Genomic DNA, 22111 nt, shown 5'->3' with positions numbered 1-22111 from the left:
GCGGGGCTTTTTTCATTTATGCAGACAAAAAATATCCTCTCGGTGCTGAAGTGCACCATCTCGGAATGGTTTGAACACCGCGGCGGCAGCATGGGCGCGGCGCTGGCGTTTTATACGCTGTTCTCGCTGGCGCCGATCCTGGTACTGGTGCTGGCGATCGCCGGCTGGTTCTACGGGCCGCAGGCGGCGCAGGGCGAGCTGTTCGCGCAACTACGCGGGCTGGTCGGCAGCCAGGGCGCGGAAGCCATCCAGGCCGTGCTGGCGGGAGCAAAGAACAAGGAGGAAGGCCGCATGGCCACGCTGATCGCCAGCGCCCTGCTGCTGTTTGGCGCCACCACCGTGTTTGCCGAACTCAAGGCTAGCCTGGACGCCATCTGGCAAGTCCCGCCGCTCACCAAAGGCACGCTGTGGGACACCATCCGCACGCGCCTGCTGTCGTTTGGCATGGTGCTGGTGCTGGCGTTCCTGCTCATGGTGTCGCTGGTGGTCAGCGCAGCGCTGACCCTGCTGGAAAAATTCTGGGGCAATTACTGGGCGGAAGCCGGAGTGGCGCTGACCGGGGTGAATATGGCCATCAGCTTCCTGGTGATCGCCGCGCTGTTTGGCGTGATCTTCAAGATGCTGCCGCGCGTGAAGCTATCGTGGCACGACGTGACCATCGGCGCCATCGGCACGGCGGCCTTGTTCACGCTGGGGAAATATGCGATTGGTGCGTACATCGGCAATAGCGGCGTGGCCAGCAGTTATGGCGCGGCCGGTTCACTGATTGCCTTGCTGCTGTGGGTGTATTACTCGGCGCAGATCTTCTTCCTCGGCGCCGAGTTTGCGCGGCAGTATGCGCTGCAACTGGGGAGCTTGCGCAACCGCTCACTCCCCCAGTAGTTCCGCCACCACTTCCATGCCTTCGATGCGCTCGGCGACCACCTTGACGATCACAATGATGGGCACGCCGAGCAGCAAGCCCCACACACCCCACAGCCAGCCCCAGAACAGCAGGCTGACAAACACCGCTGCCGCGTTCATGCGTGCAAAGCGGCCCGTCATCCAGGTGGCGACCACGGTGCCGATCAGCGTGGCGATCGCCAGCGAAGCGCCCATCACCAGCAAACTCATTTGCAGCGACTCGAACTGCAGGAAGGCGACCACGCCGGTGGCCAGCATGATGAGCAGCGGGCCGAAATAAGGCATCAGGTGCAGCAAGCCGGCCACGATGGCCCAGGCGCCCGCATTTTCCAGGCCGATCCAGCGCAAGGCAATCCACATCAGCAAGGCCAGCGCAGAGTTGGTCACCAGCAGCATCAGCATGTATTTCTGGATCGAGCTGTTGATGTCTTCCAGGATGTGCACGGTGATCTTTTTCTTGGTCAGCGACGGTCCGGTCAGCTTGACGAGCTTGCGCTTGAAAGTGTCGCCGGACAGCAGCAGAAAAAACACCAGGAAAATCACCATGGTGGCCTGGCTCAGGAAGCCCATCACGCCCATCGAGCCGGCCCAGATCCAGTTCATCACCGGAATGCTGTCCGGTGCAGCGGCAGTGGCGGTGGCGCGGCGCGCGGCGCGGCGTTCCTGTGCGCCCGCAGTAGCCTGCTGCAGTTCGGTGGCCACATCCTGGATGCGCTGCAGTGCGCTGGGGCCGCCGCTATGCAGGCGGTCAGACAACAGGCGTGACAACTTATGCCCGGCAGTCGGCAGCTCATCCATGATGGACTGGAACTCGCCCTGCACCTTGTCCACCACCAGCACCGAGCTGCCCACGATGACCGCAATAATCAGCGTGGTACCGATCAGGCGCGGAATCCGGATGCGTTCGAGCCAGCACACCAGCGGACTGAACATAAAGGTAATCAGGATGCCCAGCAGCACCGGCACCAGAAAATCACGCGACCACTGCAGTGCATAGATAAACACCACCGTGGCAATCACGCCCAGTGCAAGGCCGCGCGCGTTGACGTGCAAGGGAAGACGGGGGGAAACACCTTCGGCGCCAACCGCCGAGGTAGTTGTGGATGGGAGGTCGGCAGGCTGGTTCATGATGAATAGAGAGAGGCCAGCGCGAGGGGCGCGCTGGCCGGGGTGGAATTACTTGACGTGGATGTCGTTCTTCACTGCAGTCACGCCTTTGACGCCACGGGCGATTTCAGCAGCCTTGGCGATGTCGCCTGGCTGGGCCACGAAGCCGCTCAGCTGCACAGTGCCTTTGAAGGTTTCGACATTGATTTCAGTCGATTTCAGGCTAGGCTCGTTGAAGATGCTGGCTTTGACTTTGGTGGTGATGACGGAATCGTCGACATACTCGCCGGTGCCTTCTTTGGTGGAGGTCGATGCGCAGCCGGTCATGGCACCCAGCAGCGATACAGTGAACAGGGCAGTAGCGATTTTATGTGCGATTTTCATGGCGATTCTCCTTGGAGTAATTAAGAACATTTGAGTTTGTCAGCCAGCGGGACGTTGCCACGTCTCTGCTACCGATGTAGACGTTTTACGCGCCTTCCTGCCGGACCTCTGTACGCTACCGTACAAAAAACCCGCACGACTCAACAGGGTGCGTAAGCGCACAGACCCGCCCTGTTGTGCTGTCTATGCTGGACTCACACTTTTCCAGGAGGACAATATGAAACGCTCAACCACGTTTGCCGCCGCCATCTTGGCCGGCGCTGCCGTACTGAGCGGCTGCGCCAGCAACAACCAGCAGCCGCAACAGATCGGCTACATCAGCAACGACTCTTCCACCTACGGCACGATTGACGCCATCACCGTGGTCCAGGCCCGTTCGGGCGGCTCCGGCGTGGGCGCCGTCACCGGCGGCCTGATCGGCGGTCTGCTGGGTAACCAGGTCGGCTCCGGCGGCGGCCGTACCGCCGCGACCGTGGCCGGCGCCGTCGGTGGCGCCGTGGTCGGCAACAATGTCGAGAACAACCGCAATGCCGGCAAGCAGGAATACCAGATCAACGTCCGCATGGACAATGGCGACACCCGCATCATCAACCAGGACAGCGTCTACGATCTGCGCGTGGGTAACCGCGTGCGTCTGATCGACGGCCGCCTGTACCGCTACTGACCCCATTGCCGGGACCAGTCCACTGCTTAAAACAAGGAGAATTTTATGGGTACCATCATTCTGATTATTCTGGTCCTGGCCTTGATCGGCGCACTGCCGACCTGGCCGCACAGCCGCGACTGGGGCTATGCGCCCAGCGGCATCACCGGCCTGATCGTCGTTATACTGCTGATTATGCTGCTGACCGGCAGGCTATAAACTCAGGAGAACATCATGGCTCGACACATCATCACCGGCGTGATGATGGCGTGCGCGGTCTGGGCCGCGCACGCACAGGACACCACGCCACCGCAAAACGTCCAGTTGCAGCACCAGGAAATCGCCAAAGGCGAACCCATGCGCTGGAAGCAGGCCGACACCACCAAGGCCGCACAGGAACACACGCTGCGCAAGGAAATCGGCGCCGCCCTGGCCGAAGCCAGGCAGGCGTGCCAGAAAGGCGCTGCCAGCGAACGCAGCAGCTGCCTCAAGGACGCCCAGCAAACCTACAAGGATGACATGGCCAAGGTGCCGCAGATCCTGGCAGAAAACAAGCAATAAAAAACAAGGGCCGCATCTGCGGCCCTTGTTTCATTCCTGCGTACGCTTGTGCCGCAGCAGCCAGGCCACCCCGGCCCCGGCCACCACCGCTAACGCCAGCGCCGGCTTGATCAAACGCTTGCGCGCAATGAACGAACCGACCGTCAGCGCATACGGCATCAACGACTTGAGCGAGCGGAAATTCAAGCCGCTCAAACCACCCGGTTGCAGCAGCCCGCCCAGGCGCGCCTGGGCCATGCCGACCGCATGCTCGACGGCGCCATGCATCAACGCGTCCGGCTGCAGCGCCTGGGTCACCAGCGCCTTGGCGTGCACCACCTTGATGCGATACAGCTCGCCTTCGCGTATCAGTCTTTGTTTTTCCGCCGCCACGGCGGCCTCTTCTTGATGGCTCATCGCCTCTCCTTAGACCAGCATATCGCGGTCGGATTTGAGTTCTGCCATGGTGGCCGGCAACGACAGCTTGCCGCTCGCGATCATGGTGCGCGCGTACACGATCAGGCCAATGGCGATCAGCAGGAACACGCCGGTGATGATCGGCAAGATGGTCCAGCCCAGCGACTGCCAGGCCAGATAGGCAATGGTGACGGTGGCATAGGCCAGCGCAAAGCAGCCCGCCACCACCGCCAGCGCAAAGACCAGCACCAGCTTGAGGAGGTGATTGCGCACCTCCGCCAACTCCAGCGCGGCCAGCTCCAGCCGGTTGAGCAGCAGGCCGATCGCGTTGCGGGTCACCAGACCCAGCGACGCGATCAAACCCGGCGGACGATTTCCTTCGTCTTGCGACACGATGGCTTACTTACGGCCGATGATGACGCCGATCAGCAGGCCGACGCCAGCTGCCACGGCAATCGAACGCCATGGATTTTCCTTGACGTATTCGTCGGCCTGCTTGGCGGCTTCCTTGGTGGCAGCCACTGCGCTGACCTGCGCCTCATGCGCCTTGGCCAGTGCGGTGTCCAGTGCGCGCATGCCGCGGCCGCGCAGTTCTTCGGCCTTTTCGCCAGTCAGCGCGGTAGCGGCGGTGAACAATGCCTGGGCATCTTTAACCAGAGTTTTCACGTCGTTATTCACGGTACTGATGTTTTGTTCCAGCATGATGAAGCTCCTGTTGTGGTTGTTGATGTGAAAACTGTACAGCAAATGAAGCTGCAGTGTCTTTATCCGTGTTCGTCAAGCAAATCACGCATATCGTCAGCGTGTTCTTCTTCGACCGCCATGATCTTGATCAATAACAGGCGTGTGGTCGGGTCGGAATCGCCGATTTGCTGAATCATCTGCCGGTACGATTCAATCGCCACGCGCTCGGCAATCAGGTTGGCGCGGACCATCGATTGTACGTCTTCTGACGCATCATACTCGGCATGGCTGCGTGCGAGCAATGTTGCCGGGTTGAAATCAGGTTCACCGTTGAGCTGGACGATGCGTTCCGCCAGCCAGTCGGCGTGCTCCTGCTCCTGGTTCGCATGCTCCAGGAACTCGGCCTTGATGCCGGCATTCTCACGCCCCTTCACCGTGTAATAGTGGCGTTTGTAGCGCATGATGCAGACCAGTTCGGTTGCGAGTGCGCCGTTGAGCATCGCGATCACTGCCTCGCGGTCGCCGCGATAGCCTGCGGTGACAGCGCCGTCCTCGAGATTGCGGGCGGCGGCGCGGATGGCTTCGATGTCGATGCCTGCCGGATGGGTGGGATTGGATTCAGCCATGATAGTCCTTCCTAGTGTAAGAAATTAGCGGCGGTTGGCAATCGGTGCGCCGTTTTGCGACAGCACGATTTCCACACGACGATTCAGCTGGCGGCTGCCAGCATCAGCATTGCTGGCGACGGGATAGGCTTCGCCGTAGCCACGGGTAGCGATCTTGCCGGGTGGGACACCCAGGCCGGACAGCGCGGCACGCACCGATTCGGCACGGCGCTGCGACAGTTCCAGATTGTGCGACGAGGTGCCGGTGCTGTCGGTAAAGCCTTCGACCAGCACCACGCTTTGTGGTTCCTGCATCAGCACGTCAGCGACTTTCTGCGCGGTGCGCATGCCTTCGGCGCTCAGTTCAGCGCGGTCGACATTGAACAGCACGTCGTTGAGGGTGATCACAATGCCGCGGTCAGTCTGCTTGGCTTGCAGGTCGGCCAGCTGCTGTTGCAGCGCGGCGTTCTTGGATTGCTCGTCGCGCGCCGAATTGGCAGCCGCATCGGCTTGCATGCGGGCGGCGTCGGCATCGGCCTTGGCCTGCTCAGCCTGGGTACGGGCGCGGTCGGCGCTGGCGCGGGCCTGGTTGGCTTCCGCGGTGCGGGCTTCCAGACGGATTTCATCGCGCTGACGGGCGGCATTGGCCACATCGCTTTCCGCCTGCTTGGCCTTGGCGGCTTCCTGTGCGGTAGCGATCTTCTGCTTGGCGATGTAGGCCAGCTTGTCGATCTCATCCAGGCTGTCCTTCTTCGCGGCTGCCGCATTGGCGCGGTCCAGCGCATCCGAGGCGGCCTTGAATTCCAGCGGCGCATTCGATGCCACCGATGGATTGCCCTGCGCTGCCGAGAAGTCGCTGCGCGCCTGTTCCAGCTGCGAGGTGGTGGTCGGCGTGCTGCTGCAAGCAGCAAACATCACGGACATGGCAAAGGCAACAGGCAGCAGAGTGATTTTTTTCATGATGGGCTCCGGGATGATTTATTGTTGGCTGGTGGCGTTGGCGCGGGCCACTTCTTCACGCAGCAGACGGATATTTTTTTGCAGCTCATCGGCAGCCGTGGTGGCCTTGGCCGAATTGGCTTTGCTCTGGGCCAGCTGGGCGTCAGCCGACGCTTGCGTTGCCAGGTCTTGCGCAGTCTTGTAATCCTTGGCCGCCAGCGCCTGATTGGCGCGCATCAGCTTGTCGCGGGCGGACTGCATTTCCGCTGGCGCCAAATCGGCAGCACCGGCACTGGTGGCAGCGGCAACGGCTTCGCGCGACACCGCGACGTCAGCGGTGGCGGGCGTTTTATCGCTGGCGCAGGCGGTCAGGCCGGCTACCAGGGCGATGCCGCACATCATTTGCCATTGAGTATTCAGCTTCAGCATTATTGTTCTCCTCAAAAAAATGAACGGTACAGTTGATGTTATAAGCGCATGCCGCTTTGGCATCAGTACGGTGCCGCACAAAAACGCCGAGTGTGTAAAATGAGGCAACTATAAAAATTCAGCTTGTCTCCCATGTCCATGTCCCCCATGTCCCCCGTGTCCAGCCGAACCCGTATTGCCCTGGCTGTCAGCAGCGTTGTGCTGGCGGTGCCCGTGATTGCCGCCGCCGTGCTGGCCAGTTACGACTGGAACCGCGCACGGCCCTGGCTCAACGAAAAAATCAGCGCCGCCATCGACCGGCCATTCGAGATCCGCGGCGCGGTATCCCTGACCTGGCAGCAGCAGGGCAACAACGGCCAGGACCGCACCTGGCGCGACTACCTGCCGCTGCCGCACCTGCTGGCCAGCGACGTCCACGTCGGCAATCCGCGCGGCATGCAGGCGCCGGCCGAGATGGCCAGCGTCGGCCAGTTCGCATTTGCCATCGAGCCCCTGCCCCTGCTGCGCCAGCGCATCCAGATCCCGGTGCTGCGCTTCGACCATCCCAACCTGCTGCTGCAGCGCGACGCCGACGGCCACAACAACTGGACCTTCCAGCGCGAAGACAAGCGTTCCGCCTGGTCGCTGGACGTGCAGCGCGTGGTGTTCTCGAAAGGCGCGATACGCTACATCGACGCCATGACCCATGTTGACGCCAGCGCCCAGGTCGACACCATCAACGACGCCCGCTACGGCGTCGCCTGGCAGTTGCACGGCAAGTGGAACCAGCAGGACGTGAGCGGCAGCGGCAAGGCCGGCGCCGTGCTGTCGCTGCAAGAACAGACCACGCCCTACCCGCTGGCGGCCAACCTGGAGGTGGGCGGCACCCGCATCAGCGTTGAAGGCACGCTGACCAAGCCTGCTGCGCTGGCCGCGCTCGACATGCGCCTCAAGCTGTCCGGCCCCAGCATGGCGCGCCTGTATGGCCTGACCGGCGTGCTGCTGCCCGAGACGCCGCCATTCGTCACCGAAGGTCACCTCAGCGGCAACCTCGGCGCCAACGCCAGCCATTGGGTGTACGACCAGTTCACGGGCAAGGTCGGCCAGAGCGACATCGGCGGCAAGCTCGACTTCAAAACCGGGGCGCCGCGGCCGCTGCTGAGCGGCGCCGTGCAATCGCGGCTGCTGCAAGTGTCTGACCTGGGGCCGCTGATCGGCGCCGACTCCAACGCCAGCAAGGAGGCGCGCGGCGCCGATACGGTCCAGCCTGGCAACAAGGTACTGCCGGTAGAAACCTTCCGCACCGAGCGCTGGACCGCGATCGATGCCGACGTCAACTACAAGGCCGCGCAAATCACCCGCGACAAAAACCTGCCGATCCATCAGCTGGAAACGCAGATCCACCTCAAGGACGGCGTGCTGTCGCTGAAACCGTTGAACTTCGACATCGCCGGCGGCCGCTTCAACTCCATCGTCATGCTGGACGGCAGCGGCAAGATCAATCCACAGGCGATCCGTGCCGAACTCAAGGCCGGCGCCCAGCACCTGCAACTCAAACAGCTGTTCCCCGGCATCGAAGGCATGCAGGCCACGGTGGGCGAAGTCAATGCCGACGTCTCGCTGTCCGCCACCGGCAACTCGGTGGCCGGGCTGCTGGGCTCATCCAATGGCGAGCTCAAGGGCGTCATCAACCAGGGCAGCGTGAGCAAGCTGCTGCTCGAAGAAATGGGCCTCAACCTTGGCAGCGTGGTGCTGACGCGCCTGGCCGGCGACAAACAGGTCAAGCTCAACTGCATGGTGACCGACTTCGCCGTGACCCACGGCGTGATGAAATCGCGGCTGTTCGTGGTGGACACCTCCGAAGCCAAAATCGACATCGGCGGCACCGTCAACCTGGACAACGAAAAGCTCGACCTCACACTCAAGCCCGACGCCAAGAGCGTGCGCGTGATCTCGCTGCGCGCGCCGATCTACGTGCGCGGCACCTTCAAGGCGCCCGAGGTCAGCGTCGACAAAGGCACACTGGCCCTGCGCGCGGGCGGCGCGCTGGCGCTGGCCGTGGTGGCGCCGGTGGCCGCCATCGTACCGCTGGTCAGCACCGGCCCAGGCGAGACGGCCGGCTGCCAGGCCCTGATGGCACAAGTTGCCGCCAAACCAGTCGCGCCCGCGCCGGGCAAGTAAATCCCGGCTATGTGATGTGCCGAACAGAAGCGCGCGCCCTGCTTGCGTAATCTGACCCCATCGGTGAGCGCAATACCGCGCCCCACCTGCCAGAGGAGAACATCATGAACAACATCAAGCGTATTGCAGCAACTGCCGCCGTGCTGGCGGCCACCCTGGGCCTGAGCGCCTGCGCAGGCATGTCGAATCAGGACCGCAACACCGCAGTAGGCGCTGGCGTTGGCGCCGTCGCCGGCTCGGTCCTGACCGGCGGTAGCGCAGTCGGCACCGTCGGCGGCGCAGCCGTCGGCGGCGTGATCGGCAACCAGGTACAAAAGCCACCACGTTAATCCCCACCGCCTCAACGAACAACGGACCTGCGGGTCCGTTTTTCATTCCGGGGTCAGGTCCGTCATTTCTACACGAACCCGGCAGTAGGCGCGGCTACTGCCGGGTTCGTGTAGAAATGACGGACCTGACCCTTATTTGTCTTTGAACATGGTGTAGCAGTGGCAGGAGACGGATTCCAGGCCGGCGGAGTCGAGGATTTCGATGTTGCCGCGGCTGTAGCTGATGAGTTTTTGCTGCTGCAGCGCGCTGGCTGCCTTGGTGACGCCGACGCGCCGTACGCCCAGCGCATGGGCGAGGAATTCGTGCGTCAGGTGGAATTTTTCCGATTGCAGACGGTCACGCGTAATCAGCAGCGAACGCGCCAGCCGCGCTTCCAGTACGTGGAAGCGGCTGCACACGGCGATCTGCTGCGCCTGCGCCAGCAAGGTGTCGGTGTAGCGATGCAGCAGCCGCTGCAGGGAATCGAGCCGGTGGAATTCGGTGACGAAGTCTTCCACCACCATGCGATACGCACGCCCGGAGCGTTGCACCACGGCGCGGATCTGCGCCAGTTCGTGCCCCAGCACGGAGGACGCGCCGATCATGCCTTCGCGCCCGACAGCGCCGACCTCGAGCGTCATGCGCCCTTCCGCCACCGCCAGCAGCGACAGCAGGCAGTCGATCGGGAAGTAGACGTAGCGCACCGCCTGCCCCGGCTCGCACAGCACCTGGCCATTTTCCACCCGCACCGTCTCGCATTTCTCGGCGAGCTGCAGCTGTTCATCGTCCGGCAGGCAGGCCAGCAGGCGGTTGTTCGCCAGCCGGGGCTGGGCGCGGTCGTCGTCGGTGAATGGTGAGATCGAGGTGTGCATGTGACCAAGAGTAAGGGCAATGAATTGCTCTGTATGTACGGTGACGCACGGAAGAAATACATGTCCTGAAGGAAAATATGCGGCGCAATGCACCATCTCAACCAATAAAAAGGACACCTCATGGACACCCCAAACAACAAACCAGGCACGCATCCTGTCATGGTCATCGCCGCTGTCGCGGTGGTGCTGTTCTGCGGCGTCGGCAGCGCCGCGATACTGGGCTGGCTGCCCACCTCGAACGCCTCGGTCCCCGCCGCTGTGAGCGGCATGCCGCCCGCGCCTGCAGCATCGCAGCAGATGGCCTATAACAGTGCGGCGCCGGCTACGGCAGCGGCCGTACAGCAAGGCCCGGGCCAGGTGCAGGAACAGGAAGCGCGTCAGGCGCCATGCACCAGCTGCGGCACGGTGGAATCGGTACGCTCGGTAGAACACCGTCCGCAAGGCAGCGGCGTCGGCGCGGTTGGTGGCGCGGTGCTGGGCGGCCTGCTAGGCAACCAGGTTGGCAGCGGCCACGGCCGTCAGCTGGCGACGGTGGCCGGCGCGGTCGGCGGCGCGGTGGCGGGCAACCAGATCGAAGGCAATATGAAAACCTCGTATAGCTGGAATATCGTGGTCCGCATGGACAATGGCACCAAGCGCACCTTCCATCAATCGGCGCAGCCAAACTGGCGCTCGGGCGACGCCGTGCGCGTGGTGAACGGCCAGCTGCGTTCGATGGACTAAGGCGCTAGGTACGGCAGCGTACAGAATCGGCGCCCGGTTTTGCTGATAATGAATTCAACACAACCCGAGGAGAGAATCATGCTATATACCATCGCTGTAGTTCTGCTTATTCTGTGGCTGCTGGGCCTGGTGACTTCGTACACTATCGGCGGCTTCATTCACATCCTGCTGGTAGTGGCCATCATCATGGTTCTGCTGCGCCTGATTAGCGGACGCGGCGTGTAGCCTTCTCCGCTATCGGTTGAAACGGCGCCATCGGCGCCGTTTTCATTTATGCTCATTGTTTTTGGAAGGAGACACCATGAAACGTCTATTGATCTCGCTGGCGATGCTGGCCGCAGTTTCCGCTTCCGCACAAACCATCAAGCCGGGCCTATGGGAAACCAATAGCAAGGTCAAGACCGGCAATGCCCAGACCGACCAGGCCATGAGCGCGGCCCTGTCGCAGCTGGCCGCCCTGCCGCCGGAACAGCGCGCGCAGATGGAGGCAATGATGGCCAAAAACGGCGTCTCCATGCCCAAGGCGGGCGCCAATGGCGGCATCACCATGACCGCCTGCGTTACGCCAGAAATGGCGTCGCGCAAGGAGATACCGCTGAATCAGAAAGGCAAGTGCACGTCGCAGCAGGATCAGGTGCCCGGCGGCTTGAACATCGCGTTCACCTGTACCGATCCCGCGTCCAGCGGCAATGGCCAGCTGCGCTTCCAGGGCGACAGCGCCTACACCATGACCATGAACGTCACCAACAACAGCGGCACCGGTCCGCAGCAAGCGACGGTGGAGTCGACCGGGCGTTGGCTCAGCGCCGCCTGCCCGGCCAGGCCGCAGTAATTACTGGGTGTCGGAGAACGCGAAGTAGCGGTCGCGCGCCAGCGTTGCGACCGGTCCTACCGGCAAGGTGCGCGCTTCGTAGCGCACGCAGGGCGTAACCTTGCCGTAATTGCCGGTGTTGAAGATTTCAACGGCGGTTTCCAGTTCTTCCGGGCGCACGCTGCGCTCTTCCACCACGACACCTTCCTTGGCCAGCAGGTCGATCACGCGCGCACGCGTAATGCCGGACAGGAAAGTGCCATTGGCCACCGGCGTCACCACCTTGCCAGCTGGCGTGACAAAGAACAGGTTGGCCGACGCAAACTCCGCCACGTTGCCGGCGCTGTCGCACACCACGGCATTGTCAAAGCCGCGGTCGCGCGCTTCACGCAATGCCTTGGAGGTATTGGCATACAGCGATGATGCCTTGGCATCGGTCGGCGCCATATTGGCGTCAGGACGGCGCAGCTGCGACAGGCAGGCCGAGAAGCCGGTAAATGGCGGCACCGGCGCATCAAACAGGGTCAGCGCGAACGCGCTTTTCTCGGGCACGGGAATCAGCAGGCCATCGGTACCAAATACGAGCGGACGGATGTACAGCTCGGCATCCGCCGGAAACTTGGCCACGCCTTCGCGCACCAGCTGTTCCATCTGGTCGACCGTCAGCGGGCACGACAAGCCCAGTCGGTCGGCCGAGGTAATCACGCGCTGCAGGTGCAAACGCAGGTCGGCCATGTGGCCACGGATGGAACGGGCGCCGTCAAACACGGACGAACCGAGCCAGACGCTGTGGTCCATGGCGCCAAACAGCGGCGCATTGCCTTCGGCCCAGTTGCCGTTGAAGTAAGTGAGGTACATGCTCAATCCTGGTGTCAAAACCAGCAATTTAGCATGTTTAGAAGGAATGCTTGAGGCCGACGTTGATGGCGCGGTCACCGCTGCCGCGGCTGGTGGCATTGCCCACCGTGTAGCCGGCGCCGTTGCGGTTCTGGATTTTGGCGAACGACGCATACACATTGGTGCGCTTGGAGAACGCATAGCTGGCGCCGACCGCAAGCTGGTTGGCGTCGCGGTCCGCCAGGCCACGGTCATCCTTGTGGATGTAGGACGCCAGGAAAGTGGTTGCGCCCATCGGCACCGCCACACCCACCAGCACGTCACGGCTGTTGGTCGAGAAGTCGCGCTGCGCGACCGCGCCATATGGGTTGGACTCGTCCCACTGCATGCTGCCATCGCCCTTGCTGTGGCCATATGCCGCATAGCCCACGAAGCGGCCGAAATCGACATTGGCGGCCACCAGCGAATTGCTGGCCGACTGGTCGACCGGCGGCGTGGTGCCAGTCGCATCCAGCAGGTTTTCCTTGCGCTGATGGGTGAGCGTGAGATTCACCGGGCCTTTTTCATAGCCCAGCGTGGCGCCATACGCGCGGTTGACCTTGTTGTTGTAGGGCGATTCGCCAAAGCTGTAAATCACCGAACCCAGCAGGCCGCTACGCGAGCGCGGCGATTTGTATTTGATGGTGTTGTCATAGCGCTTGGTGGTATAGCCAACCAGGTTGGCCGCGCTGCCCGCCATGCCGCCATGGAAGGGATCGGCCACATCGGTGAGCGCTTCGTACACCAGGTTGTACTGGCGGCCCAGCGTCACCAGCCCGAGCGGGCTGTCGAGCCCGACGAAGGCCTGGCGGCCGAACAGGCGGCCGTTCTGGTCCGACCGGCCGGTGTCGCCGAGCAGGCCGGCTTCCAGCGTGTAGACGGCCGCCGTGCCGTTGCCAAGGTCTTCGCGCCCGCGCACGCCCAGCCGTGAGCCAGTCGACACACCGCTGTCGAGCCGCGTGCGGGTGCAGTCGCCCTGGCAACCGCGTTCGGCCACCACACCGGCATCCAGCACACCGTATACTTCCACCGCTGACGGTGCTTGGGCCGCTGCGGTCAGCGGTGCAATCAAAGCCATTGAGATGAGAGCGGATTTCATGATGAGCCGGATGCGTAAGGTAACAGGTTGCGTGTTGAAGCCAGTGTAGGCCGCCCCGGCCGCGCTCTCTGTGCGGGCAATCACGCAGCATGCATCTTTCGCAATGGAAACATATGTACGCCAACGTACATACAGCGCCAGGTGGGGCGGGTATACTCGGCCCATGCTAGAAATCCTTGAACAAATCAACGCAGAGAGCAGCGATATCGGCCTGATGGTCGCGCTGTTTGACACCCTGCGCCCCAAGCGCGCCAGCGATGGCGCCCGTGCCACCGCCAACGTCCGTACCCTGACCCAGCTGTTGAAAGGCAGCCCGGCGCACGCGCTAGCCCTGCGCAACTATGCGCGCAACATCATCGCGGCCCGCCGCCACGCCAGCCTGTACACCGAAATCGGCGTGCTGTCGAATGACGGCTTCTTCTCCGAACTGCGCACGCGCATCGCCTACCGCATCCTGCCGCCCGCGCTCGGCAACGACTACCTGAGCGAGGCGCTGGACCAGATCGTCTACAAGCGCACCGACTACCTGTGGATGGGCGCCGTGCCGGCCGACGACTGGATCGCCCTGTTCGACGTCATCTGCTACGCCGAGCAGCGCTCGTGCGCGCCGCGCGTCGGCAACATCATGCTGCCGGGGCTGCTGGACGCGATCCGCACGCTGTCCTACCGCGTGTGCGCAATCGGCCTGGAGCCGCGCCTGACCAATTTCCACACCGAGATGGAAACCTACGAATCGCCCTTCATGGTGCAGAACTTCGAGGTCAACGCCTATCTCGACGCCTACCAGCGCAAGCTGGCCGGTGAAGAAGTCGATATCGAAGACGTCCGCCACCTGCTGGTGATGCTGGACCAGTGCGACGCCGTCATCGCCAAGATCCGCAAGAAAGCGCTGAACCAAGGCACCAGCATCGCCCTCACCTATCTGCTGGTGTCGCTGACGCAAAGCCTGGCGCGCATGCGCAAGCTGCTGTTCCTGGTCGACGTCCACGCCGAAGACCAGCACGCCCGCCGCGACGCCGCCGTCGCGCTGGCGCTGGAACTGACTGAGGCGCACAACAACAAATACATGGTCAGCGACCTGCTGCGCGACAATGTCGACCTGCTGGCGCGCAACGTCACCGAGAACGCCAGCCACACGGGCGAACACTACGTGGCCGACAGCCGCAAGGAACTGCGCAGCATGTTCGTGTCCTCTGCCGGCGCCGGCCTGGTGATCGGCTTCATGGCGCTGTTCAAGATCCTCATGTCCTACCTGCGCGCGGCGCCGCTGGTGGAAGCCTTCCTGTTCAGCATGAACTACTCGCTGGGCTTCATGTTCATCCACCTGCTGCACTTCACGGTGGCGACCAAGCAGCCGGCCATGACCGCGTCGCGCATCGCCGCCGGCCTGCACAGCAAGGACGGCCGCAATATCGACATCGACAGCATGGCCGAGCTATGCGCCAAGGTGATCCGCACCCAGAACATGGCTGTGCTGGGCAACCTGGCGGTGGCAATTCCCACCGCCTGGCTGATCGCCATGGCCTGGCCCTACATGACCGGCCACCACCTGGTGTCGCCCGATAAGGCCATGCACCTGCTGCACGACATCGATCCCATCCACGCGCCAACGCTGATTTACGCGGCGATTGCCGGCGTCTGCCTGTTCGTGGCGGGCCTGATCTCGGGCTACTACGACAACAAGGCGCTGTACACGCGCTGGGCGCAGCGCATCTCGCAGCTGCGCGGCCTGCGCTGGCTGCTGGGTCAGGAACGCCTGGACCGGCTGGGCGTCTACATGGAAAACAACCTGGGCGGGCTGATGGGGAATTTCTTCTTCGGCATCCTGCTCGGCGTGATGCCGTTCATCGGCTTCGTGCTGGGCATGCCGCTTGATATCCGGCACGTGACCTTCTCGTCGGCCAACTTTGCGACAGCAATTGTTGGACTCGATCACAATGTCAGCTGGGAACTGGTTGTGACCTCGGTGGCAGGTTTCCTTTCCATCGGGACAGTCAATCTGCTGGTCAGCTTTGGCCTGGCGCTGTGGGTTGCGCTGCGCTCGCGCCAGGTGCGCTTCAAGCACGGCTGGCAGCTGACCAAAGCACTGGGCCGCCGGTTCCGCACCAGCCCGATGTCATTCTTCTTCGGCTCCAAGGCAGAAGAACCAGCGCTGCTGCCTGACGAATCAACCACCACTGAAAAGGCTCACAGATGAAAACCCTGCGCATGCATTTCTGGCTACCAGTGCTCCTGATGAGCTGGGGCTTGCTGGGCGCATGCGCATCGCTGCCCAATGTGACGCAACTCGGCGACAAGCTCGAACCCGCGCCCACACCCACCGTCAAAGGCCCCAATGGCGAACTGAGCGACGCGCGCGCCAAGGCGCTACTGGCCAAGCGCTGGACCAAGGGCACGCTGAACCTGCAGGAACAGGCCGCATTGGAAGAAGCGGCCACCGGCGTCCCGCTCATCGCCGGCAACAAGACTACCTTGCTGTTTGACGGTCCGCAGACCATGGCGGAAATGCTCAAGGCCATCACCACCGCGCGCAACAATATCAACCTGGAAACCTATATCTTCGACCAGGACGAACTGGGCCTGAAATTTGCCGATGCGCTCATTGAAAAGCAGCAGCAAGGCGTGACCGTCAACATCCTGTATGACAGCGTCGGCACCATCGGCGTGCCGGCCGAATTCTTCAAGCGCATGCGCAATGCCGGCATCCGGCTCATCGAATTTAATCCAGTCAACCCGGCCAAGGTCAGCGGCGACAGCTGGAAGCTCAACAACCGCGACCACCGCAAGGTGCTGATCGTCGACGGCAAGGTCGCCTTCACAGGCGGCATCAACATCAGCGCCACCTATGCCAAGAGTTCGCTGTTCCGCTCGGCCTCCAAGCCCACCGACAAATCACAGGTTGGTTGGCGCGACACCCACATCAAGGTGGAAGGCCCGGCCGTGCAGGCGTTCCAGTGGCTGTTCGTGCGCCAGTGGGCCTCGCAGGACAAGGACGACCTGCCGGAAGCCGACTACTTCCCCAAACCCGTCATCGCGGGCGACAAGGTGGTGCGGGTACTGGGCAGCGATCCGGGCGGCCAGTTTGAAATCTACAAGGCGTATGCGCTGGCGATCCAGGAGTCCCGGAAATCCATCCACATCACCTCCGCCTATTTTGTGCCGGACCGGCAAACCGTGGACGCCCTGATCGCGGCCGCCCGGCGCGGCGTCGACGTCAAGATCGTGCTGCCGGGCGTTTCCGATAGCGGCCTGGTGTTCTATGCCGGCCATGCATTTTATGATGATTTGCTGGAAGCAGGCGTCAAGATCTACCAGCTCAAGCTCGCGGTACTGCATGCCAAGACCGCCGTGATCGACGGCCAATGGTCCACGGTCGGCTCGACCAATATCGACACCCGCAGCTTCCTGCACAACAGCGAGCTCAACGTCATTGTCATGGGCGACGCCTTTGGCACCGAAATGGAGCGCGCCTTCCAGGAAGACATGCGCGACTCCAACCTCATCACACTGGAAGCCTGGCGCCACCGCCCCTGGGCCCACCGCATGAAAGAATGGGCGGCCCGCTTCATGAACTACTGGCTTTAAGCTTCGGCGTCGAGCGACCAGGTGTCGCCGCTGCGGCGGAAGCATTCGGTGTGGACTGGCTCGAAACTGGCCGTGCCTTCGATCCAGCTGTAGCGCTCGACCTGCACATCATCCGGCGCCACCCGCAGCACGTTGAAGGAGTTGGATTCGCCGCGCCCGCGCGTGGAGGTGGCGGTACCGGCCTGCACCACCAGCGCCGCATAGCCGCTGATCTTGTAGCGCTGCGCGCTATTGCCCGCATGGCTAGAATGCAGATGGCCGGCCAGCAGCACATCGACGCCGCATTCCGAAAACGCCTGCATCGCCATGGGCGCGCGGTCGACCAGGTCGTCCTTGTCGAAGGTGTCCGGCAAATCAAACGGATGGTGGGTGACGATGATGCGCGTATGGTCCGGTCCCACCGCGCTCATACGCTGCTTCATCTGCGCAATTTGCTCGTGGTTGATGCGGCCATCTTTAAAGGTCAGCGAGCGCGCCGTGTTGATGCCGAGCACGGCAATTTCGTCATCCACATATTCCGGCGCCAGGTCCAGTGTGACGTAGCGCGTGTATTTGCGCAGCGGTGTCAGGAAGCGGCTGGCGACGTTGTACAGCGGGATGTCGTGATTGCCAGGTACCACGATCTGCGGCCCGGGCAAGGTATCGAGCCAGGCGCGCGCGGCCTTGAACTCCTCGGTCTTGGCGCGCTGGGTCAGGTCGCCGGACACCACCACCACATCCGGCGCCAGCCGGGTCACCAGCTCCTGCAGCGGCCGCAGCAGGTCCTGATCGACGCGGCCGAAATGCAGATCGGATAAATGGACGATGGTGCGCATGCTCTCCTCCTAGGCGGCCGGCGCAATCACATGCAGCGCCGAGGCTCTTGAACGATAGCACAGTGGCGGCTTCATCAGCGTTACCTCGCCATCGGTGGCCACGCGCAGATGATGATGGCGCGTTTCGATTTCCAGCGACGACGCCGACAGCACATCAAAATCGCGCGCTGCCTGCAGCTTGCCAAACAAAGCGTGCACCGCATAGCGCAGCAAGCCCAGCCGGGTTGGCTTCTGCGCCACGTACAGGCACAGCTTGCCCGTATCCAGACGCTCACGTGCGCCCATGGTCAGGCCTTGCAGGTATTCGTTATTGCCGATGAAGACAAACGGCGTGCGGCGCAGATGCTCTTCGCCATTGATCTTCAGACGGACACTCAGAAAGGGAAAGCGCCGCAGTGCGGCAAACATCGCGCGGCCAAACGCCGGCCACTTGCCGCGTCCCAGATGGCGCTGCTGCTGTTCACGGTCGCGCACGATGTCGGGATAAATGCCCAGGCTGGAGTTGTTGAGAAAGATGCGGCCATTGACCTCGCCCACATCGACCTTGCGCGCCTTGTTGCGCACGATGTAGGCGACGGCCTCATCCAGGTCCAGCGGCAGCTTGAGGTCTTTGGCAAAGTGATTCAGCGTCCCCAGCGGCAGCACGCCAAGCCAGGTCTCGGTGCCGGCCAGCACCGACGCCACGGCGTTGATGGTGCCGTCGCCGCCGCCCGCCACCACGGTCGGTGCGCCATCAGCCACGGCGCGCTGGGCGCGTTCGATCATCTCTTCACCGCTCTTGGCCAGCGTGATGTCGGCTTCGGCGCCATGGCTGCGGAATTTCTCCAGCAGCGCTTCAGCCCAGCCGCCGCAATATCCCAAGCCTGCACTTGCATTCACGATGACGACGAATTTGTTCATATGATTTATATAGTTTTAGCCTCACGGCGACGGCGCAGCGTGGAGATCGCGGTGATGCACACCGCCAGCCAGGCCACGCTCTCAGCCATGGCCGCCAGCACATCGCTGACATAATGCGCGCCCAGATAGACCCGGCTGAATGCCACCAACAATACCATTGTCAGGCATAGCGCCACCGTTCCCAAGCGCACACTCCACGCCGGCCGGGCAATCACCAGATAGCTCACCAGCAAACCATAAAAACACGTCGCGGCCGTGGTGTGTCCACTGGGGAAGCTGTACGTTGCCAGCGTCACCAGCGGCTCGTCAAACACCGGCCGCGTGCGCTGGAACAGATGTTTCAGCATCACATTCAGCACCATCCCACCCGGCACGCTGACGACCAGCGCCAGCAGCCAGTAGCGTGCCTGCGCCCGCCATAAATACAGCGCCAGCAGGCAGAACAGCACTACCATGCCCACCACCGAATGCATGGCCGACACGCCCAGCATCAGGCTGGTATAGGGCTCGGTGGCATGGGCATTGAACCAGTGCGCCACCTGCACATCCAGGAGGGTGATGGCTTGCTGCCCCATCACGGCCTCTGCCAGTTCGTGAAACACATAGCCGGACACTAGCAGCAATGCCATGCCCACGGTCAAATGCAAACCGAACTCACCGCCAGGAGACAGTCTTGCCTCCACGAAATTGAGCAATTTACTAAAAATTTGGTCCTCCCTGCTTGACTGCCGATGAAGTTGGCGTAAAAACCACGAAATAGCGAATTTACTGTTTATTTGCACAGTACCTGTTTATTCATACAGTAGTTATGCTATTCTGAACTCCTCGTTAAACACACCAACCCAAAAGGAAACGTCATGAGCACTCTGAACAGCAGCTTTGGCTCCCGCTTCGGCCTGGAATACCTGCCTACCTCTTTCATGGTTCGCATGGGCAAACGCGAAATGATGGTGTGCCGCGACTTCCGCAAGCGTTTTTACGCTGTGAACCCGATCATGGAATGCGATACCGGTGTACAGGCTGGCCATCTGGAAGTGCTGCTGTTCCGCCGCTGGCTGCTGATCCTGTCGAAGTCGAAAGCACATTAATGGTTGCCGGAGCCAGTTGCCCAGCCCATGCACAAGACCGGCCGGCGGATGCCGCGACCTCGCTTGCGCTCCTCACCTGGGTTTGGCAACTGGCGAACCGACATCCGTCGCAGTCGCTGGATTCGCCTCGTGCCACAGCGTTACAAACAGCACCATCACGACTGGACCGATAAACAGTCCTACCAGGCCCAGGGTTTCTACCCCGCCTAAAATACCGAACAGTACGGCCAGGAAGGGCAAACGCGTGGCGTTGCCGATAATACCTGGCCGTACAAAGTGATCGGCAACGAAGAGCACGACACCGCCCCACGCGGCTACAGCAATCGCCGCCGGAATGGCGCCGTTGAAGGCCAGCACACCGGCCGCGCTGACGAACGCCAGTGGTGCGCCAAAAGGAATAATCGCCAGAACACCGGTTGCCGCCGCCCACAGTGCGGGCGATGACAGGCCGGCGAACGCATAACCAATGCCGATCAATATGCCTTCCGCCAAGCCCACCAGCACCAGGCCATTGACAGTGGCGCGGATCGCAGTCGGGATTTTTGCCGAATAGTGCTGCCAGCGCAGTTCGCTGAACCAGTGGCTGCCCAGCGCATTGATCTGGCGATTGAGAACTTCGCCGTCCTTATAGAAGAAGAACAGGCACAGAAACGCCAGGCCAAAATCCACCAGGCGGTGCATCACGCCCACGCCCACCACTTTGATCAGGTCACTGGCCGAGTGGAAGCCGTTGATTTCGCGGTCGGAGAACAGATGCGCCAGACCATGCGGCTGGCTCAAGGTCGCCTGCCACCAGTTGGTGATGGCATCACCTATCACAGGCAGGTGCTGGACAAACTCCGGCACGGCAATGCCATCCGTATTGGCATTGACGATGTAGTTGGCCAGCACGGGCGCTTGCCTTGCCGCCTGTGTCACGCCCAGAAGCACGGGCACGATAAACACCGCCGCCATGAGCAGCGTCAGCACGGCAGCCGCGATGATGTGATGCCGGCCGAAGCGCATGCGGATGCGCTGATAGAGCGGCCAGGTGGCCACGCATAAAATTCCAGCCCAGATCAGCGGCAGGAAGAATCGCTGCATCACGAAGGCGGCCAACACTATCAGCGTCAGCGAAAAGCCGGCGCTGAGGATGTCGCGCTGGGTTTCGGTCATTGCTCTCTCCCGATCATTATTGTTGGCGCTATGTTAAGCGCATTTTGACGCAATGCAACCAAACGCGACGCCGGTTTCAGGTGGCCTTAAGCTTTCTCACACTGCGCGCGCAGGAAGTCGCGCAGCTGCAGCACGGTGGGCGTGATCTGCGAGCGGTGCATGAAAATCATATGCAGCGCAGTACGCTCGCCCAGCACATCCGGTAGCAGAATCTGCAAGCGGCCGGCGCGAATGTCTGCACTCAGATCCAGCCGCGACTTGTAGGCAATGCCCAGTCCCGCCACGGCCCAGCGCCGCACCACGTCCGCATCGTCCACGCTGCGGTTGCCGTTGACGTGGACGACTTCCGGCCCGGACTGCGCATCGCGGTAGAAGCTCCAGCGGTCGTGGATGACATCATCCAGCACAAAGCGCAGGCAGTTGTGGCGCGCCAGGTCATCGAGCGAGTTCAGCTTGCCATGCTGTTTGATGTATTCCGGCGACGCCACCAGCACGCGGCGGTTTTCCGGCGCCAGCGGCAAGGCGATCAGGCTGGAGTCTTCCTGCGCACCGTAGCGGATGGCGATGTCCACCGGTTGCCGGTACATATCCGAGACGCGGTCGCCAATACTGAGCTGGAAGCTGATTTTGGGATATTGCGCCTGGAATTCATCCAGCCAGCCCACCACCATGTTGCGGCCGAGGTCGGACGGCATGGAGATCTTGAGCGTGCCGCCCAGGGTTTCCTGCCCCTGCATCAAGGTATCGTGCCCCTCTTTGAGCAGGCGCAAGGCTTCCCGCGCGTGACGCAGGTAATGCTCGCCCTCCTCCGTCAACCGCAGTGACCGTGTGGTGCGGGCAAACAACCGCAGCTTCAACTCACCTTCCAGCCGCTTCACGGCAGCGCTGGCCAACGCCGGTGAAATCTCCAGCTCGCGTGCCGCAGCCGACAAGCTGCCACGGTCGGCGGTGCGGACAAACACGGTTAAATCATCGAGGCGCAGCAATTTTCATGATTCCTTTGAAAGTGTTTCTGGAAAACGCCTCTTTTTCGGCGTTCAGAAATAAATCATGATACGCCCATCAAA

The 22111-nt window shown here is 62.1% G+C and carries 28 protein-coding genes; 12 read left to right on the top strand and 16 right to left on the bottom strand.

The genetic code is table 11. The features are described from left to right. Window positions 1–18 precede the first annotated feature (18 nt). The gene (locus GTP58_RS25670; RefSeq protein WP_072786352.1) at window positions 19–882 is read left to right on the top strand and encodes a YihY/virulence factor BrkB family protein; all 864 of its coding nucleotides are present in this window, start codon (window positions 19–21) and stop codon (window positions 880–882) included. Here GTP58_RS25670 and GTP58_RS25665 read toward each other — a convergent pair. Further along, window positions 868–2031 carry an AI-2E family transporter gene (locus GTP58_RS25665; protein ID WP_161079878.1) on the bottom strand — a complete coding sequence of 388 codons (1164 nt, stop codon included), beginning with the start codon at window positions 2029–2031 and terminating at the stop codon, window positions 868–870. The two genes, GTP58_RS25670 and GTP58_RS25665, sit on opposite strands and share 15 nt — an antisense overlap. Before the next feature lie 48 nt (window positions 2032–2079). Further along, window positions 2080–2394: a BON domain-containing protein gene (locus tag GTP58_RS25660; RefSeq protein WP_072786348.1), complete on the bottom strand. Its 315-nt coding sequence runs from the start codon at window positions 2392–2394 to the stop codon at window positions 2080–2082. 217 nt (window positions 2395–2611) lie between these two features. Between GTP58_RS25660 and GTP58_RS25655 the strand changes: the two genes are divergently transcribed. The 3 genes from GTP58_RS25655 to GTP58_RS25645 are packed head-to-tail and all read left to right on the top strand — an operon-like array spanning window position 2612 to window position 3598. Then, window positions 2612–3058 carry a glycine zipper 2TM domain-containing protein gene (locus tag GTP58_RS25655; RefSeq protein WP_161079877.1) on the top strand — a complete coding sequence of 149 codons (447 nt, stop codon included), beginning with the start codon at window positions 2612–2614 and terminating at the stop codon, window positions 3056–3058. 45 nt (window positions 3059–3103) lie between these two features. After that, window positions 3104–3256 (top strand): DUF3309 domain-containing protein, encoded by a 153-nt coding sequence (locus tag GTP58_RS25650; RefSeq protein WP_072786345.1) that lies wholly within the window; start codon window positions 3104–3106, stop codon window positions 3254–3256. A gap of 15 nt (window positions 3257–3271) precedes the next feature. Then, window positions 3272–3598, top strand: a complete 327-nt coding sequence (locus GTP58_RS25645; protein ID WP_161079876.1) for a hypothetical protein — start codon at window positions 3272–3274, stop codon at window positions 3596–3598. A gap of 30 nt (window positions 3599–3628) precedes the next feature. Here GTP58_RS25645 and GTP58_RS25640 read toward each other — a convergent pair whose 3' ends face one another. The 6 genes from GTP58_RS25640 to GTP58_RS25615 form a co-directional block, all read right to left on the bottom strand. Next, complete coding sequence (locus GTP58_RS25640; protein ID WP_161079875.1) at window positions 3629–3994, bottom strand: hypothetical protein; 366 nt, start codon at window positions 3992–3994, stop codon at window positions 3629–3631. A 9-nt stretch (window positions 3995–4003) separates the two neighbouring features. After that, window positions 4004–4387, bottom strand: coding sequence for a phage holin family protein (locus tag GTP58_RS25635; protein WP_373924779.1), 384 nt, complete (start codon window positions 4385–4387; stop codon window positions 4004–4006). A 6-nt stretch (window positions 4388–4393) separates the two neighbouring features. After that, complete coding sequence (locus tag GTP58_RS25630) at window positions 4394–4696, bottom strand: YqjD family protein (protein ID WP_072786777.1); 303 nt, start codon at window positions 4694–4696, stop codon at window positions 4394–4396. Between the two features lie 62 nt (window positions 4697–4758). Beyond that, the gene (locus tag GTP58_RS25625; protein WP_161079874.1) at window positions 4759–5304 is read right to left on the bottom strand and encodes a bacterioferritin; all 546 of its coding nucleotides are present in this window, start codon (window positions 5302–5304) and stop codon (window positions 4759–4761) included. Between the two features lie 24 nt (window positions 5305–5328). After that, window positions 5329–6243 carry an OmpA family protein gene (locus GTP58_RS25620; protein WP_229215750.1) on the bottom strand — a complete coding sequence of 305 codons (915 nt, stop codon included), beginning with the start codon at window positions 6241–6243 and terminating at the stop codon, window positions 5329–5331. Window positions 6244–6261: 18 nt separating this feature from the next. Then, window positions 6262–6651, bottom strand: coding sequence for a DUF4398 domain-containing protein (locus GTP58_RS25615; protein ID WP_161079873.1), 390 nt, complete (start codon window positions 6649–6651; stop codon window positions 6262–6264). A gap of 147 nt (window positions 6652–6798) precedes the next feature. Here GTP58_RS25615 and GTP58_RS25610 point away from each other — a divergent pair, with 147 nt between their 5' ends. Both GTP58_RS25610 and GTP58_RS25605 read left to right on the top strand, forming a co-directional pair. Next, on the top strand, window positions 6799–8811 hold the full coding sequence (locus GTP58_RS25610; RefSeq protein WP_229215764.1) for an AsmA family protein: 2013 nt from the start codon (window positions 6799–6801) through the stop codon (window positions 8809–8811). Between the two features lie 104 nt (window positions 8812–8915). After that, complete coding sequence (locus tag GTP58_RS25605) at window positions 8916–9140, top strand: glycine zipper 2TM domain-containing protein (protein ID WP_072786332.1); 225 nt, start codon at window positions 8916–8918, stop codon at window positions 9138–9140. Between the two features lie 132 nt (window positions 9141–9272). Here the strand turns inward: GTP58_RS25605 and GTP58_RS25600 are convergent, their stop codons facing one another. Continuing rightward, complete coding sequence (locus tag GTP58_RS25600) at window positions 9273–9992, bottom strand: Crp/Fnr family transcriptional regulator (RefSeq protein ID WP_161079872.1); 720 nt, start codon at window positions 9990–9992, stop codon at window positions 9273–9275. 120 nt (window positions 9993–10112) lie between these two features. Here GTP58_RS25600 and GTP58_RS25595 point away from each other — a divergent pair, with 120 nt between their 5' ends. From GTP58_RS25595 to GTP58_RS25585, 3 genes are all read left to right on the top strand, one after another. Then, a complete protein-coding gene (locus GTP58_RS25595; RefSeq protein WP_072786329.1) occupies window positions 10113–10715 on the top strand; it encodes a glycine zipper 2TM domain-containing protein in 603 nt (200 codons plus the stop codon). Window positions 10716–10793: 78 nt separating this feature from the next. Further along, window positions 10794–10940, top strand: a complete 147-nt coding sequence (locus GTP58_RS25590) for a lmo0937 family membrane protein (protein WP_008446864.1) — start codon at window positions 10794–10796, stop codon at window positions 10938–10940. A gap of 76 nt (window positions 10941–11016) precedes the next feature. Then, entirely contained in the window at window positions 11017–11547 is a 531-nt protein-coding gene (locus tag GTP58_RS25585; RefSeq protein WP_161079871.1) for a DUF3617 domain-containing protein, read from the top strand. On the opposite strand, the gene GTP58_RS25580 is transcribed toward GTP58_RS25585, so the two are convergent. Beyond that, complete coding sequence (locus GTP58_RS25580; protein ID WP_161079870.1) at window positions 11548–12384, bottom strand: branched-chain amino acid aminotransferase; 837 nt, start codon at window positions 12382–12384, stop codon at window positions 11548–11550. 37 nt (window positions 12385–12421) lie between these two features. Then, window positions 12422–13480, bottom strand: a complete 1059-nt coding sequence (locus GTP58_RS25575) for a porin (RefSeq protein WP_229215749.1) — start codon at window positions 13478–13480, stop codon at window positions 12422–12424. Window positions 13481–13664: 184 nt separating this feature from the next. Here GTP58_RS25575 and GTP58_RS25570 point away from each other — a divergent pair, with 184 nt between their 5' ends. Both GTP58_RS25570 and cls read left to right on the top strand, forming a co-directional pair. After that, a complete protein-coding gene (locus GTP58_RS25570) occupies window positions 13665–15698 on the top strand; it encodes a site-specific recombinase (RefSeq protein WP_161079868.1) in 2034 nt (677 codons plus the stop codon). Further along, entirely contained in the window at window positions 15695–17086 is a 1392-nt protein-coding gene (cls, locus tag GTP58_RS25565; RefSeq protein ID WP_161079867.1) for a cardiolipin synthase, read from the top strand. Before GTP58_RS25570 ends, cls begins: the two co-directional genes overlap by 4 nt. Here the strand turns inward: cls and GTP58_RS25560 are convergent. The 3 genes from GTP58_RS25560 to GTP58_RS25550 are packed head-to-tail and all read right to left on the bottom strand — an operon-like array spanning window position 17083 to window position 19430. Continuing rightward, entirely contained in the window at window positions 17083–17901 is an 819-nt protein-coding gene (locus GTP58_RS25560; protein ID WP_161079866.1) for a metallophosphoesterase, read from the bottom strand. The genes cls and GTP58_RS25560 overlap by 4 nt on opposite strands. A gap of 9 nt (window positions 17902–17910) precedes the next feature. Continuing rightward, window positions 17911–18801 (bottom strand): diacylglycerol kinase family protein, encoded by an 891-nt coding sequence (locus tag GTP58_RS25555; RefSeq protein ID WP_161079865.1) that lies wholly within the window; start codon window positions 18799–18801, stop codon window positions 17911–17913. Window positions 18802–18806: 5 nt separating this feature from the next. Next, entirely contained in the window at window positions 18807–19430 is a 624-nt protein-coding gene (locus tag GTP58_RS25550; protein ID WP_161079864.1) for a phosphatase PAP2 family protein, read from the bottom strand. Window positions 19431–19658: 228 nt separating this feature from the next. Here GTP58_RS25550 and GTP58_RS25545 point away from each other — a divergent pair, with 228 nt between their 5' ends. Next, entirely contained in the window at window positions 19659–19889 is a 231-nt protein-coding gene (locus GTP58_RS25545; RefSeq protein WP_072786315.1) for a hypothetical protein, read from the top strand. 72 nt (window positions 19890–19961) lie between these two features. Here GTP58_RS25545 and GTP58_RS25540 read toward each other — a convergent pair whose 3' ends face one another. Together GTP58_RS25540 and GTP58_RS25535 are read right to left on the bottom strand one after the other, a co-directional pair. Then, window positions 19962–21044, bottom strand: coding sequence for an AI-2E family transporter (locus GTP58_RS25540; RefSeq protein WP_161079863.1), 1083 nt, complete (start codon window positions 21042–21044; stop codon window positions 19962–19964). 86 nt (window positions 21045–21130) lie between these two features. Next, window positions 21131–22030: a LysR family transcriptional regulator gene (locus GTP58_RS25535; RefSeq protein WP_161079862.1), complete on the bottom strand. Its 900-nt coding sequence runs from the start codon at window positions 22028–22030 to the stop codon at window positions 21131–21133. Window positions 22031–22111: the final 81 nt, after the last annotated feature.

The sequence above is a fragment of the Duganella sp. CY15W genome (assembly GCF_009857555.1).
Taxonomy (GTDB): domain Bacteria; phylum Pseudomonadota; class Gammaproteobacteria; order Burkholderiales; family Burkholderiaceae_D; genus Rugamonas; species Rugamonas sacchari.
Note: the sequence above shows the minus strand (reverse complement) of the source record. Positions and strands in the feature narration are given on the sequence as shown.